15 protein-coding genes are annotated in these 13,684 nt (G+C 71.7%); 9 read left to right on the forward strand and 6 right to left on the reverse strand.

Going from position 1 to position 13,684, the window contains the following annotated elements; translation table 11 throughout:
* Positions 1–40 precede the first annotated feature (40 nt).
* The 5 genes from ACSNOD_RS19395 to cseC all read left to right on the forward strand — a co-directional run bounded on the left by ACSNOD_RS19395 (position 41) and on the right by cseC (position 4,571).
* Positions 41–973: an A/G-specific adenine glycosylase gene (locus ACSNOD_RS19395; protein WP_436768250.1), complete on the forward strand. Its 933-nt coding sequence runs from the start codon at positions 41–43 to the stop codon at positions 971–973.
* A 212-nt stretch (positions 974–1,185) separates the two neighbouring features.
* Positions 1,186–1,731 carry a SigE family RNA polymerase sigma factor gene (locus ACSNOD_RS19400; RefSeq protein ID WP_436768240.1) on the forward strand — a complete coding sequence of 182 codons (546 nt, stop codon included), beginning with the start codon at positions 1,186–1,188 and terminating at the stop codon, positions 1,729–1,731.
* A 29-nt stretch (positions 1,732–1,760) separates the two neighbouring features.
* Positions 1,761–2,459, forward strand: coding sequence for a hypothetical protein (locus ACSNOD_RS19405; protein ID WP_436768251.1), 699 nt, complete (start codon positions 1,761–1,763; stop codon positions 2,457–2,459).
* Between the two features lie 10 nt (positions 2,460–2,469).
* Positions 2,470–3,177, forward strand: coding sequence for a two-component system response regulator CseB (cseB, locus tag ACSNOD_RS19410; RefSeq protein WP_436768241.1), 708 nt, complete (start codon positions 2,470–2,472; stop codon positions 3,175–3,177).
* 8 nt (positions 3,178–3,185) lie between these two features.
* Positions 3,186–4,571, forward strand: coding sequence for a two-component system sensor histidine kinase CseC (gene cseC, locus ACSNOD_RS19415; RefSeq protein WP_436768242.1), 1,386 nt, complete (start codon positions 3,186–3,188; stop codon positions 4,569–4,571).
* 30 nt (positions 4,572–4,601) lie between these two features.
* On the opposite strand, the gene ACSNOD_RS19420 is transcribed toward cseC, so the two are convergent.
* A complete protein-coding gene (locus ACSNOD_RS19420; protein WP_436768243.1) occupies positions 4,602–5,051 on the reverse strand; it encodes a VOC family protein in 450 nt (149 codons plus the stop codon).
* Positions 5,052–5,349: 298 nt separating this feature from the next.
* On the opposite strand from ACSNOD_RS19420, the gene ACSNOD_RS19425 reads away from it, so the two are divergent.
* From ACSNOD_RS19425 to ACSNOD_RS19435, 3 genes are all read left to right on the forward strand, one after another.
* Positions 5,350–6,012: a DedA family protein gene (locus ACSNOD_RS19425; RefSeq protein ID WP_436768244.1), complete on the forward strand. Its 663-nt coding sequence runs from the start codon at positions 5,350–5,352 to the stop codon at positions 6,010–6,012.
* 230 nt (positions 6,013–6,242) lie between these two features.
* A complete protein-coding gene (locus tag ACSNOD_RS19430; RefSeq protein ID WP_436768252.1) occupies positions 6,243–7,376 on the forward strand; it encodes a sensor histidine kinase in 1,134 nt (377 codons plus the stop codon).
* Positions 7,367–8,011 carry a response regulator gene (locus tag ACSNOD_RS19435; protein WP_436768245.1) on the forward strand — a complete coding sequence of 215 codons (645 nt, stop codon included), beginning with the start codon at positions 7,367–7,369 and terminating at the stop codon, positions 8,009–8,011. The genes ACSNOD_RS19430 and ACSNOD_RS19435 overlap by 10 nt, the downstream gene beginning before the upstream one ends.
* 18 nt (positions 8,012–8,029) lie before the next feature.
* Here ACSNOD_RS19435 and ACSNOD_RS19440 read toward each other — a convergent pair whose 3' ends face one another.
* The 4 genes from ACSNOD_RS19440 to ACSNOD_RS19455 all read right to left on the reverse strand — a co-directional run bounded on the left by ACSNOD_RS19440 (position 8,030) and on the right by ACSNOD_RS19455 (position 11,320).
* Positions 8,030–8,233, reverse strand: a complete 204-nt coding sequence (locus ACSNOD_RS19440) for a DUF397 domain-containing protein (RefSeq protein WP_436768246.1) — start codon at positions 8,231–8,233, stop codon at positions 8,030–8,032.
* Positions 8,218–9,057, reverse strand: a complete 840-nt coding sequence (locus ACSNOD_RS19445) for a helix-turn-helix domain-containing protein (protein ID WP_436768247.1) — start codon at positions 9,055–9,057, stop codon at positions 8,218–8,220. Before ACSNOD_RS19445 ends, ACSNOD_RS19440 begins: the two co-directional genes overlap by 16 nt.
* A gap of 135 nt (positions 9,058–9,192) precedes the next feature.
* Complete coding sequence (locus ACSNOD_RS19450) at positions 9,193–9,600, reverse strand: helix-turn-helix transcriptional regulator (RefSeq protein ID WP_436768253.1); 408 nt, start codon at positions 9,598–9,600, stop codon at positions 9,193–9,195.
* Positions 9,601–9,781: 181 nt separating this feature from the next.
* A complete protein-coding gene (locus tag ACSNOD_RS19455; RefSeq protein WP_436768254.1) occupies positions 9,782–11,320 on the reverse strand; it encodes an MDR family MFS transporter in 1,539 nt (512 codons plus the stop codon).
* 430 nt (positions 11,321–11,750) lie between these two features.
* Between ACSNOD_RS19455 and ACSNOD_RS19460 the strand changes: the two genes are divergently transcribed.
* Entirely contained in the window at positions 11,751–12,338 is a 588-nt protein-coding gene (locus ACSNOD_RS19460; protein ID WP_436768248.1) for a TetR/AcrR family transcriptional regulator, read from the forward strand.
* A gap of 85 nt (positions 12,339–12,423) precedes the next feature.
* Here the strand turns inward: ACSNOD_RS19460 and ACSNOD_RS19465 are convergent, their stop codons facing one another.
* Positions 12,424–13,158, reverse strand: coding sequence for a M23 family metallopeptidase (locus ACSNOD_RS19465; RefSeq protein WP_436768249.1), 735 nt, complete (start codon positions 13,156–13,158; stop codon positions 12,424–12,426).
* Positions 13,159–13,684: the final 526 nt, after the last annotated feature.

Here is a 13,684-nt window from a genome sequence, read left to right on the forward strand (position 1 = left end):
TCCGCGTGCCGTCCGCATGACCGTTCGGGTGGCCGTTCGGATGGCCGTCCGCCCGGCGGTCGCCGGTGAGCGCGCGCCCCACCGCCCCGGCCCCGCGCCGGAGGCGCCCCTGCACGGCCCGGTCATCGACTGGTTCGGCACCCATGCCCGCGATCTGCCCTGGCGGCGGCGCTCCGCGGGCCCCTGGGGCGTGATGGTCAGCGAGTTCATGTTGCAACAGACGCCGGTCAGCCGCGTGCTGCCGGTCTACGAGCAGTGGCTGGCCCGGTGGCCACGGCCCGCCGATCTCGCGGCCGAGCCGCCGGGCGAGGCGGTGCGGGCCTGGGGGCGGCTGGGCTATCCGCGCCGGGCGCTGCGGCTGCACGCCGCCGCGACGGCCATCGCCGAGCGGCACGGCGGCACCGTCCCGGACGACCACGACGCGTTGCTCGCCCTGCCGGGCGTCGGGGAGTACACCGCGGCGGCCGTGGCCTCGTTCGCGTACGGGCGGCGCCACGCCGTCCTGGACACCAACGTCCGCCGGGTGCTCGCCCGCGCGGTCACCGGCGTCGAGTACCCGCCGACGGCGACGACCGCCGCCGAGCGCCGGCTGGCCCGGGCGCTGCTGCCCGAGGACGAGCCGACCGCCGCCCGCTGGGCCGCCGCCAGCATGGAGCTGGGCGCGCTGGTGTGCACCGCGCGGAAGCCGGAGTGCCACCGGTGCCCGATCTCCGCCTCCTGCGCCTGGCGGCTGGCCGGTTCGCCGGCCCACGACGGGCCGCCGCGGCGCGGTCAGACGTACGCGGGCACGGACCGGCAGGTGCGCGGCAAGCTGCTCGCCGTACTGCGGGCGGCCACCGAACCGGTGCCGCAGGAGGCGCTGGACGCGGTGTGGGACGAGCCCGTGCAGCGCGCCCGCGCCCTGGACGGGCTCGTCGCGGACGGACTGGTGGAGCCGCTGGCCGACGGCCTCTACCGGCTCCCCCACGGCTGACACCACCAGCGCGTCAGGGCCCCGCCACGCTGCGTCGACGTCCCGGGCCCGTTCAAACACTCCGGCCACCGCTGTTACACAACCGACGGGTAGCCGTGCGCACTCCGAGGGGCGGAGCGCACGGCTCCGTTACAGCCCCTGCCTAGCGTTCTCTGTGTGCCGGAGAGACCGGCGCACACGGGGCAGGAACAGTGGAACGGAGGCGGTCGAGGATGGCGGGCAACGAGGTACTCGGTTTTGAAGAGTACGTGCGGACTCGGCAGGAGGCCCTGCTGCGCAGCGCCCGACGGCTCGTGCCCGACCCGGTCGACGCCCAGGACCTGCTCCAGACCGCGCTCGCCCGCACCTACGGCCGCTGGGACGGCATAGCCGACAAGTCCCTCGCGGACGCCTACCTCCGCCGGGTCATGATCAACACCCGTACGGAGTGGTGGCGCTCGCGCAAGCTGGAAGAGGTGCCGACCGAGCAGCTGCCCGACGCCAGCGTCGACGACGGCTCCGAGCAGCGCGCCGACCGCGCCCTGCTGATGGACGTCCTGAAGGTGCTCGCCCCCAAGCAGCGCAGCGTAGTCGTGCTGCGACACTGGGAGCAGATGAGCACCGAGGAGACGGCGGCGGCGCTCGGGATGTCGACGGGCACGGTCAAGAGCACGCTGCACCGGGCGCTGGCCCGGCTGCGCCAGGAGTTGGAGAGCCGCGAGCTGGACGCCCAGGCGCTGGCACGCACGGATCGGGGGCGGGAGCGGTGCGCGGCCTGACCAGGGCTGATATCACCAAGAACACCGGCATCACCACACGCACCAGGAGATCCAGGAGTACCGGCGGTACCCGGGACTCCGGAAGGACCGGGACCCCGGGCGGGACGGGATCACGTCTTGCCCGCACCGGAACGGCGGCCGCGCTCGCGGCCGCCTTCGGCCTGTTTCTCGCCGGGTGCGGCGCCGGCGCCGAGGGGGTACGGGACGAGGGCGCGGCGCGTGCCGACGCCGCGTCGCAGACCGCGAGCCCGTCCTCGGCGGCCTCCGCGTCCCCCGCGCCCAAGGTCGACGCCGTGGCGATCCTCAAGAAGGACCCCAAGATCAGTGCGGAGGTCCGCAAGGACCTCAAGCCGTGCGCGGGCAGCGAGTACCCGGTGGACGTCTCCTACGGCAACCTCACCGGCGGCACCGCCCCCGATATCGTGATCAATGTCCTGACGTGCGGCGACGCGGTCGGGGTGGGCTCGTATGTGTACCGTCGCACCGAGGACCGGTACGAAAACGTGTTCGCCGACGAGCAGCCGCCCGTCTACGCCGAGATCATCCGCGGTGATCTGGAGCTCACCAAGCAGGTCTACGGCCCCGGCGATGCGATCTGCTGCCCGACGGGCGAGGATGTGATCACGTACCGCTGGTCCGCCGGCAGGTTCAGCGAGCAGACACGGAAGCACAGCGACTTCAGCAAGTCCGCGAACGGCAAGAAGCCGACCGCGGCACCGGAGGGTTGAGAGCAGCGCCATGGCCGACACCCATGTGCTCTTCGTCGAGGACGACGACGTCATCCGCGAGGCCACCCAGCTCGCCCTGGAGCGGGACGGCTTCGCCGTCACCGCGGTGGCCGACGGGCTGACCGGCCTGGAGCGGTTCCGCGCCGACCGGCCGGACATCGCCCTGCTCGACGTGATGGTGCCGGGCCTGGACGGCGTCAGCCTCTGCCGGCGCATCCGGGACGAGTCCACCGTGCCGGTGATCATGCTCTCGGCGCGCGCCGACTCCATCGACGTCGTGCTCGGCCTGGAGGCCGGCGCCGACGACTACGTCACCAAGCCGTTCGACGGCGCGGTGCTCGTGGCGCGCATCCGCGCCGTGCTGCGCCGCTTCGGCCACGCCAGCGGCGCGAACGGCCCGTCCGGCGCCGTCGAGGACGAGCGGCCCGTCGGCGGCCTGCTGACCTTCGGCGACCTGGAGGTCGACACCGACGGCATGGAGGTCCGCAAGGGCGGCGCGCCCGTCGCGCTGACCCCCACCGAGATGCGGCTGCTGCTGGAGTTCTCCGCCGCGCCCAACACCGTGCTCTCCCGCGACCGGCTGCTGGAGCGCGTCTGGGACTACGGCTGGGGCGGCGACACCCGCGTCGTCGACGTCCATGTCCAGCGGCTCCGCGGCAAGATCGGCCAAGACCGGATCGAGACGGTCCGGGGCTTCGGTTACAAGCTGAGAGGCTGACCGGCCCGGTGCGGAAACTAGCGCTCCGGACCGGGCTGCGGTGGAAGCTCAGCGCGGCGATCGCCGCCGTGGGCGCCCTCGTCGCGATCGTCCTCAGCATCGTCGTGCACAACGCGGCGCGCGCCTCCATGCTCGACGACAGCCGTGACGTCCAGGACGAGCGGGTCCGGTTCGCCCAGCGCATCTACGAGTCGACCGGCCGGCCGCCGCTCAACTCCAAGATCGACGACCCCAAGCTGCCCAAGCCGCTCCGGGACGCCGCGCTCGCCGGGCGGCGCGCCACCTACCTCCAGGACAACGGCACGGACGTGCCCGACGTCTGGGCCGCGGTGCCGCTGCCCGGCGGCAAGGTGCTCTCCATTCACGAGCGCTTCGAGAAGCGCTTCGACGTCCTGGAGGACCTCGACCAGGCCCTGATCATCGGCTCGGCCTCCGTCGTGGTGGGCGGCTGCGCGCTCGGCGTCCTCATCGGCGGCCACCTCTCCAAGCGGCTGCGGAAGGCCGCCGTCGCGGCCGGGAAGATCACCGAGGGCGATACGGGGGTGCGCGTCCGCGACGAGATCGGCGGCCGCGTGCGCGACGAGACCGACGACCTCGCGCGGGCCGTCGACGCCATGGCCGACGCGCTCCAGCAGCGGCTGGAGGCGGAGCGGCGGGTCACCGCGGACATCGCCCACGAGCTGCGTACGCCCGTGACCGGGCTGCTCACGGCGGCCGAGCTGCTGCCGCCCGGCCGCCCCACGGAACTGGTGCGCAACCGCGCCCAGGCCATGCGCACGCTCGTCGAGGACGTGCTGGAGGTCGCCCGGCTCGACAGCGCGACCGAGCGGGCGGAGCTCCAGGAAGTGGCCCTCGGCGAGTTCGTGACGCGGCGGGTACGGGCGCTGGACCCGGACGTGCGGATCGCCGTGCTCCGGGACGCGCACGTCAACACCGATCCGCGGCGGCTGGAGCGCATCCTCGGGAACCTGCTGGCCAACGCGGCCAAGCACGGGGCCGCGCCGATCGAGGTCACCGTCGAGGGCCGGGTGCTGCGGGTCCGCGACCACGGGCCCGGCTTCCCCGCGGCCCTGCTGCACGACGGGCCCAGCCGCTTCCGCACGGGCAGCAGCGACCGGGCCGGTCACGGGCACGGGCTGGGGCTGACCATCGCGTCGGGGCAGGCCCGGGTGCTCGGGGCGCGGCTGACGTTCCGCAACGCGCCGCCGGACCGGGCGGTGCCCGGGGCGCCCGGAGAACCCGGGGCGCCCGGCCCGGGCGGGCCGGGCAGGCCCGGCGGGGAGCCCGGCCCGGCCGCGGAGCCGGCGAACGGCGGGGCGGTCGCCGTGCTGTGGCTGCCGGAGACGGCTCCGACGGATACGGGCAGCATCCCGATCATCAAGCTGCCGGAGTAGCCGCCGGGCCGGCTCGTCGGGGCAGGCCGCTCAGATGCCCCAGTCCTGGCTCATGTCCAGATCGCCCTCACGGCGCTGGGTGAAGGAGAACCAGTTGCCGGAGTCGTCACGGAAGATCGCCTCGATGCCGTACGGGCGCTCCTGCGGCTCCTGGAGGAATTCCACGCCGCGGGCCTTGAGCGCCTTGCAGTCGGCGTGGATGTCGTCGGTGGCCAGCGCGCCGGCGCCCAGGACGCCCTTGGAGATCAGCTTCTTCATCGCCTCGGCGGACTCGGGGTCCAGTCCGGGCGGGCCGGGCACCATCAGGGTCAGCTCGACGTCGGGCTGGTCCTTGGCCCCCACGGTCAGCCAGCGCATGCCGCCCTCGCCGCCCATGGTGATGTCCGTGCGGACTTCGAGGCCGAGCTTCTCGGTGTAGAACTCCCTGGCCCGGTCCTGGTCGAGAACCCAGACGGTGGTGATCGCGAGACCCTTGATCATCGTCTTCTCCTGCGGGGTGCGACGTTGTGTCCCCGCCACGGTATGCAGGGGGCGTCGCCCCCTGCTTCTCGAAAGTTGCTCTCCCGTACGGATGCGGCCTTCCGCGACCGGTGTTCCGCGATGAGGGGCTGTTCCGCGGGGGTGCGGTTTCCCGCAGGGCGCGAGATGCGGAAGCCCCCACCGGGCCGAACGGCAATCCGCATACCGCTGTTGAGCTGCGATTTCTAGCGTGGAGGGCGGTCGGGGCGCCTGCTCCGGCCGGCCGACCGCCGGACCGACCGCCAGCTTGGAGACCCAGATGCACCTCACGTCCATGGCTCTGCCGCAGGAACCCGCCGGCGGCATCGCCGGCTGGGCCGCCGGCCTCGTCGACACGCTGGGCGGTCCCGGTGCCGGCCTGGCCATCGCGCTGGAGAACCTCTTCCCGCCGCTGCCGAGCGAGGTGATCCTGCCGCTGACCGGGTTCGCCGCCGGGCAGGGAGTGCTCAGCCTGGTTTCGGCGCTGTTCTGGACCACGCTCGGCTCGGTCGTGGGAGCGGTGGTCCTCTACTGGATCGGCATGCTCTTCGGCCGGGAGCGCATGCACGCGATCTGGGCGAAGCTGCCGCTGGTGAAGGCGTCCGACCTGGCTCGCACGGAGCAGTGGTTCGCACGTCACGGCACCAAGGCGGTCTTCCTCGGCCGCATGGTGCCGATATTCCGCAGCCTCGTCTCCGTCCCGGCCGGGGTGGAGCGCATGCCCCTGCCCGTGTTCATCATGCTGACCACGCTCGGCAGCCTGATATGGAACTCCGTCCTGGTGCTGGCCGGTTACTGGCTGGGCGACCAGTGGGAGGTCGTGGAAACCTACGTCGGGATCGTCTCCAAGGTGGTGCTGGCCCTGGTGGTCCTCGCCCTCGCGGTTTACGTGGCCATACGGCTGCGCGGCCGCGACCGGGCCCGGCACCGCCGCGCTTCATGACGTGCCACCGGCACGCTCGTGGCGGGGCCCCGTCCGGCGACGCACAGTCTGAGCGATCTTGCTCCGGCTGTGGGGCGCCACTAGGCTCGGCCCTCGTGCAGGGGGACTCCGCGGGCGCCGCCACCCATCACCTTCCGGGCGCCCCCGATCGGGACGGCCCCGGCGAGAGCGATGCCGGAACGATCCGACCGGCCCCGCCATTCACACCGTACCCGCCGGCCCCACCGTCTCTGCCGGCGTCCTGGCCGCGTCGGAGCACCGGTACGTTCCTCGGCTGTGTCACGGCCCTGCTCGGCCTCCTCCACTTCCTCGCCGTCGGCACCGCCGTCGGCCCCTTTCTGCTCTGGCCGCCCACCCGGAGCAGCGCCCTGGGCATCCTCATGGCCGGGGCCCGCCGGCTGTCGACCCTGGAGCGGGCCCGCCGGGCCGTCTTCTTCGGCGACCGCTTCCCCGAGCACTACAAGGCGTCCGACCGGAAAGTCCTGCGCTATCTGGCGGTCCGCGGCTGCACGGGGCTGCTGTGCGGCATCGTGATCGGGCTGCTGGGCTTCGGTCTCGTCCTGGCAAGCCTGCTCGGGTGGGCGATGGCCCGGGGAACGCTCCGCTGGGAGGAGCTGCCGACGCAGGTGCTCCTCGGCAGTGTGCTGCTCTTCCTCGACGTTCAGGGGCTCCACTCACTCGCCACCCTGGACGCGCGCATCGCCCGCGAGTGTTTCGGCCCCTCCGAACAGGAACTGCTGCGGCGACGCGTCGAGGAACTGGCCACCAGCCGGGCAGCGGTCGTGCAGGCGGTGGACGCGGAACGCCGACGCATCGAGCGGGACCTCCACGACGGAATCCAGCAGCGCCTGGTGGCGCTGGGCATGCTGCTCGGCCGGGCCCGCAGGGGATGCGGCCTTGAGCAGGCGGACGCCCTGCTGCGCCAGGCGCACCAGGAGTCCCAGGACCTCCTCGCGGAACTGCGCGAAGTGACCTGGCGGGTCTATCCCTCGGCGCTGGACAGCCTGGGGCTCGAAGAGGCGCTGAGCGGAGTGTCCGAACGGTGCGCCATTCCCGTCCGTACCGAGTTCGACGTCGGCGCGCCCCTGCCGCAACCGGTGGAGACCGCCGCGTACTTCGTGGTGTCGGAGTCCGTGACCAACGCGGCCAAGCACTCCGGCGCCACGACCGTCTCCGTGCGGGTGGCGCTCCGCGGCGGGGCGCTCACGGTGCGGGTGCGGGACAACGGCACGGGCGGCGCCGACCCCGCAGGCAGCGGGCTGAGCGGACTGCGCAGCCGAGTGGCCGCGCTCGATGGCGTCCTGCGCGTCGACAGCCCCCCAGGGGGACCCACCACCATTGCCGCGGAGCTGCCATGCGCCTGATGATCGCCGAGGACTCGACCCTGCTGCGGGAGGGTCTGGTCCGGCTCCTCGTCGAGGAGGGTCACGAGGTTCTGGGCGCGTACGGCGACGCCGGCCCGCTGCTGGCGGAAATGGCCCGGCGCCGGCCCGACGTCGTCGTCCTCGACATCCGGATGCCTCCGACGCACACCGATGAGGGGCTGCGTGCGGCGCTGGAGATCCGCGAGCGATGGCCGGAGGTCGGCGTCCTGGTGCTGTCCCAGCACATCGAGCGCAACTACGCGGCGCAACTGCTGGCCTCCAACGCGGAGCGTGTGGGATACCTCCTCAAGGACCGCGTCGCCCAGGTCGAGGAGTTCCTGGACGCGCTGGAGCGCGTCCAGGCCGGCGGCGCCGCCCTCGACCCCGAGGTGGTGCGGCAACTGGTCGTCCGCACGACCCACGGAGACCCGCTGACGCGCCTCACGCCCCGCGAACGCAGCGTCCTGGAGACCCTGGCCCAAGGGCACACGAACACGGCCATCGCGCAGAAGCTGCACGTCTCGCTGAGCGCGGTGGAGAAGCACCTCAACACGATCTTCGACAAGCTGGAGCTGACGCACACCACGGGTTACAGCCGACGGATTCTGGCGGTCCTGAGGTACCTGGAGTCGTAGGCCGCCGACCGCCGACCGCTAGGCGAGGTCGCCTTCCTTCACGGCGGTGAGGAACGCGCCCCACTCATCCGCGGGGAAGGCCAGCACGGGCCCGCTGCGGTCCTTCGAGTCCCGCACCGGGACGACCCCGGTGAGGCCGAGCCCCACCTCCACGCACTCCCCGCCGTTCATGTTGCTGTAGCTCGACGTGCGCCACCGCGCGGTCTCTATGTCGCTGGGCATGATGCGTATCCCTCCATGATCTCGGTGATGAACTCCGCGGATTGCTTCGGTGAGCATGCGTACGCCCGCAGCGCGTCGTAGACGCCACGGCGCCACTCCACCTCTTGCGCTGTTTCGTAGAGGCGTCCGGTGTCCCTTCCTTCTTCGTACACCATGCACGTCCCGTCCGATAGCCGCAGCAAGGACAGCGGCCCTTCCATCAGGGCGTGCCCCCCGTGGCTGAACGGCAGGACTTGCACCTTGGTGGTGCGCGTGTCCGTCAGTGGGACCAGCGCCTCCAGTTGCTCGCGCATCACTTCCGGCTCGCCGACAGGACGCCGGAGCACCGCTTCGTCGAGGATGACCCACAGGTGGGGGCGGTCGGCGGACAGCAGCCGCTCCTTCCTCGCCATCCGAGCGGCCATCCGATCAGCGATCACCTCCGGTGTCCCATCGGGGGCGTAGGCGAAGAACGCTCGCGCGTACGCCTCGGTCTGGAGCAGCCCGGGGATCACGTGCGTGGCGTAGTGCTCGATGACGACGGCCTGCGCCTCGAAGTCCATGTACCGCCGGTACTGATCGGGATGCACTTCGCGTCGGGCGAGCTGGAACAGCCGGACGAAGTGGCCGTCCGTGCCGAATGCCGCGTCGAGCATCGCCGACAGGTCGGGCGGGATCATCCGCTCCGCCTTCTCGATGCTGGCCAGGTGCTGCTTGCTGTAGCCGACGATGTCGCCAAGTCCCGCCAGGGACATCCCCGCCCCGTTGCGCAAGCGGCGCATCTCCGCTCCGTAGTAGTGACGGGCCGATCGGTCCGGGGTCAGTTCGCATGGTCGTGCGCCCATGGCGCGGCCACCCCCTGAGGTCAGTCGGTGTTGAGCCCTCCCGGGAGAAGCTAGGCCAACACGGGGTGAGGAGGAGCGCACATCCCGTAGTTACCCGCTCGAACGGGGTGCGCAACAAACGTTCGAGGGACGCGGCTAGTGCTCGCGGCTCGGGAAGCCGCCGGTCCAGAGCAGCGCGTAGCAGCCCGGTATGAGCGCGGCGCGGGGGGGGGGGGGGGGGGGGGGGGGGGGGGGGGGGGGGGGGGGGGGGCCGCGCCCGACGTGGCGGGCGCGGTACTCGCTGGGGGTCAGGCCCGTCCGCTTCTTGAAGCTGGTGGAGAACGTGCCGAGGCTCGTGAAGCCGACGAGGCCGCAGATCTCGGTGACCGAGAGGTTCACCGTACGGAGCAGTTCCTCGGCGCGCTCGATGCGCCGACGGCTCAGATACTGGCCGGGCGTCTGCCCGTAGACCGCTTTGAAGGCCCGTACGAAGTGATAGCGCGAATAACCGGCATGGGCCGCCACCGCGTCCAGGTCGAGCGGCTCGGCCCAGTCGCGGTCCATGGCGTCCTTCGCGCGGCGCAACTGCCGTAGGTGGGCGAGGTGCGCGTGGCCCGGAGGACCGGTCGGATAGGTCACGTATCGATGCTGGCACGGCCCACTGACAACGGGCGCCGACAGCGATCACCGACAGCGGCGCCCCGCGCCGGCGAACCGGCGCGGGGCGGCCAAGAAGCTGCCCCCGCTACCCCGCGTCCGCCGGGCCGGACTCGCGCCCGGCGCCCGCCTCGGGCGCGGGCCCGGCCCCCCGCAGCGGCACCTCCTTGACGAACCACGCGGCCGCGAAGCCGGCCAGCGCGACCGCGGCCCCCACGAGGAACACCGTGTGCGTACCGCCGGCGACCGCGTGCTGGTACGCCTCCCGCACCGCGTCCGGCAGCTTCGCCAGGCTCGCGGCGTCGAGCTGGGCCGCGCCCTCCGAGAAGCCCTCCGCCCCCGCCCCGGAGGCCGAAGCCGCACCGCCCGCGCGCTCGGTCATGACCTCCTGCACCCGGTGGGTGAAGAGCGCGCCCATGATCGCGACACCGAAGGAGCCGCCGATCGTACGGAAGAGCGTGGCCGTCGAGGAGGCGACGCCCATGTCCTTCATCTCGACGCTGTTCTGCGCGATCAGCATCGTGGTCTGCATCAGGAAGCCCAGGCCGGCGCCGAAGACGGTCATGTAGACGCCGGAGGCCCAGCGCGAGGTGCCGGTGTCCATCTGGGCGAGCAGGAACATCCCGACGACCATGAGCGCGCCACCGACGATCGGGAACATCCGGTACTTGCCGGTCCGGGTGGTGACGCGGCCGGCGACCAGCGAGATCACGAGCATGCCGAGCAGCATCGGCAGGAGCAGCAGCCCCGAGTTGGTGGCGGAGGCGCCCTGCACGGCCTGCTGGTAGAGCGGCAGGAACATCACGGCGCCGAACATCGTGAAGCCGACGAGGAACCCGATCACGGTGGCCAGGGAGAAGTTGGCGTCGCGGAAGATGCCCAGCGGCAGGACCGGTTCCGCGGCCCGGCGCTCGACGACCAGGAAGAGGGCCGTGGCCGCAGCGGCCGCCACCGCCAGGCCGACGATCTCCGCCGAGCCCCACGCGTACTCCGTACCGCCCCACGTGGCCACCAGCACCATCGCGGTGATGGCGGCGGTGAGCAGCCCGGCGCCGAGGTAGTCGATCCGGCCGCGCGCCCGCTTCTTCGGCAGGTGCAGCACGGCCGAGACCATGAAGAGGGCGATCGCGCCGAGCGGCAGGTTGATGTAGAAGCTCCAGCGCCAGCCGAGGTGGTCGGTGATGGTGCCGCCGACCAGCGGCCCGCCGATCATGGCGAGGGCCATGACGCCGGCCATCATGCCCTGGTACTTGCCCCGCTCCCGGGGCGGGATCAGATCACCGATGATCGCCATGACGCCGACCATCAGACCGCCGGCGCCGAGGCCCTGGACGGCCCGGAAGCCGATGAGCTGGCCCATGGTCTGGGACATCCCGGAGAGCGCCGAGCCGATCAGGAAGATGACTATCGAGGCGAGGAAGACGCCCTTGCGGCCGTACATGTCGCCGAGCTTTCCCCAGATGGGGGTGGAGGCGGCGGTGGTGAGGGTGTACGCGGTGACCACCCAGGAGAGGTGGTTCAGCCCGCCCAGCTCGCCGACGATCGTGGGCATCGCGGTGCCGATGATCATGTTGTCGAGCATGGCGAGCAGCATCGCGATCATCAGCGCGAGCACGACGACATGCATGCTGCGAGGTGGTGGCGAGGGCGACGGCGCGGCTTCTCCGGCGGGCGCGCCGGCGGCACCGGCACTGCCGACACCGGCGCTCGCGGCGGTACGGGACATGGACGCGGACATGGGTGCACTCCCCCTGGGGCACGAAACGGAACGGGCCGGTCCGAACCCGAGGACCCGGCGCGGGTCCTCCGGGGCCTCGCGAGGCCCCCACGTACCGGCGTGCCGGGCGGCGACCCGCGCGACCCGCGCGCGGCCTGCGGCAATGCGCTCGTACGGGGCCGGGATGCCCTCAGCGCCACTTACTTGCCGACCGGCTAGTTTGACTACACTGGTGACGGTAAGGGACCAACTTGCCGGGCGTCAAGTAAGTTTTTGTGGGCTGCCGCTGCCGTGCGCGCCGCGGCGAAATGAGGAACAGCGCGCGAGCGCGGGGAGAGACATGGGCACACAGCAGCCGCGCCGCGGGGACACCCGCCAGCGCATTCAGGACGTGGCCCTCGAGCTCTTCGTGGAGCAGGGGTACGAGAAGACGTCGCTCCGGGAGATCGCGGAACGGCTGGAGGTCTCCAAGGCCGCGCTGTACTACCACTTCAAGACCAAGGAAGCGATCCTCGTCAGCATCATCGAGGACCTCGGCCGCCCGCTGGACGAGCTGATCGCCTGGGGGCAGCTCCAGCCGCGCTCCCTGGAGACCAAGGAGGAGCTGCTGCGCCGCTACAGCATCGCGCTGACCGCCGCCGCCCCCGTCTTCCGCTTCATGCAGGAGAACCAGGCGACCGTCCGCGAACTGAGCGTCGGCGAGAGCTTCCGGGAGCGGCTGACGGCGATGGTCGACCTGATCAAGGAGCCGGAGGCGGAGCTGACGGACCAGGTCCGCTGCGTGAGCGCGCTCTTCACCATCCACGCGGGGATGTTCGCGCTGCACACGCTCGAAGGCGACCCCGAGGAGAAGCGCAAAGCCATCCTCGAGGTCGCCCAGGAGCTCGTCACCGCGGCCCACGCGGGGCGCCCTCACCCCAGGGGGTGAGGGCCCGGCGGGCGGGTGACCTTATGCGGTTGTGCTGCCTACCGGGAGGCAGAGGCGCAGATCGAGGCTTGGATCAATGCGCAGGTCAGAGCTTGACGCCCTTGGAGGCCAGGAAGGCGCGCGGCTCGACACCGGAGCCGTACTTGGCGGTCGTACGGGTCTCGAAGTGCAGGTGGGGGCCGGTCGAGTTACCGGTGGAGCCGGACAGGCCGATCTCCTGGTCGGTGTTGACCTTCTGGCCGACCTTGACGTTGATCTTCGACAGGTGGGCGTACTGGGTGAAGGTGCGGTCATCGTGCTTGATCACGATGTTGTTGCCGTACGCACCGCCCCAGCCGGCCTCGACGACCGTGCCGCCGTGCACGGCGCTGACCGAGGTGCCGGTCGGCACGACCAGGTCCTGGCCGCTGTGCTTGTTCGACCACATGCCACCGGCCAGGCCGAAGGTGGAGCCCAGGGTGTAGGAGTCCACCGGCTTGACCCAGGCGGCGGCCGGGGCCGCGGCGGGGGCGGCGGCGCGCGCCGAACGGTCGGCGGCGGCCTTCTCCTCGTTCCGCTTCTTCGCCTCGGCGTCGGCGCGGTCCTTGGCGGCCTTCGCCTGCTCCTCGGCTATCTTCTGCTGGCCACCGGCCTGAGCCTTCACCGCGTCCACGGCGGCGGTGGCCGAGACGGCGGTGACGAGGTTGCTCTGCGCCTGGTCCGCCGCGAGTGCCACGCCGGTCCCGAGCGCCGCCGAGGCACCGAGACCCGCTGCCAGGATGGCGGCGCGACGGCGCACGGCGGGCTTGTGGAGAGCGTGGAACTTAGCGGACTTGTGCATGCGGATTCCTCCAGAACATGAATAGGTCCCGGCTGCGGACCGGGATCGCCATTCATTGGTAACCCGCGATTGGCGGGGGCTCAAGGCCCCCTTCTACTAGGCAATGCCGTAGCGATCTCCCGGGAAATAGATCGCCTTCGGAAGCGATCGGAACGCGGCGATCGACCGAATAAACCTCGGTATGGCGCGACCGAAAGAGGGAGAACGCCGCGCATTCGCCGGTATCGCGGGGGACGCGCCTTGCGATGCCGGAGTTCCGGGCCGAAGGTCCCGGGCCCATTCGCCGAAAGTCCCGGCGCTCTTCGAATGATCTCCCTATGGGGGGTAGTAGGGCGAAATCGGCCTGTGCGCCATGTCACCGGATCATAAGATCGAAAAGGCTGTGGGGGCGTGGTGCGGGCGATGTGCGGGGGTGTGTTCAAGCCCTGAAGGGGGCTGCCCCGGAGCCGCCGGGCGCGGCCGTACGGCGATGGCAGCCGCGGCAACCCGCGCAAAGCCCCTCCCCCACCCCCTTCCGGCCGCTAAG

It is taken from the genome of Streptomyces sp. URMC 123, from assembly GCF_051386515.1.
GTDB lineage: Bacteria > Actinomycetota > Actinomycetes > Streptomycetales > Streptomycetaceae > Streptomyces.

Bases quoted from the DNA above. Each gene is read 5' to 3' on its own strand.
- ACSNOD_RS19395 (WP_436768250.1), top strand. From the start codon at position 41: ATGGCCGTCCGCCCGGCGGTCGCCGGTGAGCGCGCGCCCCACCGCCCC.
- ACSNOD_RS19400 (WP_436768240.1), top strand. From the start codon at position 1,186: ATGGCGGGCAACGAGGTACTCGGTTTTGAAGAGTACGTGCGGACTCGG.
- cseB (WP_436768241.1), top strand. From the start codon at position 2,470: ATGGCCGACACCCATGTGCTCTTCGTCGAGGACGACGACGTCATCCGC.
- ACSNOD_RS19420 (WP_436768243.1), bottom strand. From the start codon at position 5,051: ATGATCAAGGGTCTCGCGATCACCACCGTCTGGGTTCTCGACCAGGAC.
- ACSNOD_RS19425 (WP_436768244.1), top strand. From the start codon at position 5,350: ATGCACCTCACGTCCATGGCTCTGCCGCAGGAACCCGCCGGCGGCATC.
- ACSNOD_RS19435 (WP_436768245.1), top strand. From the start codon at position 7,367: ATGCGCCTGATGATCGCCGAGGACTCGACCCTGCTGCGGGAGGGTCTG.
- ACSNOD_RS19440 (WP_436768246.1), bottom strand. From the start codon at position 8,233: ATGCCCAGCGACATAGAGACCGCGCGGTGGCGCACGTCGAGCTACAGC.
- ACSNOD_RS19445 (WP_436768247.1), bottom strand. From the start codon at position 9,057: ATGGGCGCACGACCATGCGAACTGACCCCGGACCGATCGGCCCGTCAC.
- ACSNOD_RS19450 (WP_436768253.1), bottom strand. From the start codon at position 9,600: ATGGACCGCGACTGGGCCGAGCCGCTCGACCTGGACGCGGTGGCGGCC.
- ACSNOD_RS19455 (WP_436768254.1), bottom strand. From the start codon at position 11,320: ATGCATGTCGTCGTGCTCGCGCTGATGATCGCGATGCTGCTCGCCATG.
- ACSNOD_RS19460 (WP_436768248.1), top strand. From the start codon at position 11,751: ATGGGCACACAGCAGCCGCGCCGCGGGGACACCCGCCAGCGCATTCAG.
- ACSNOD_RS19465 (WP_436768249.1), bottom strand. From the start codon at position 13,158: ATGCACAAGTCCGCTAAGTTCCACGCTCTCCACAAGCCCGCCGTGCGC.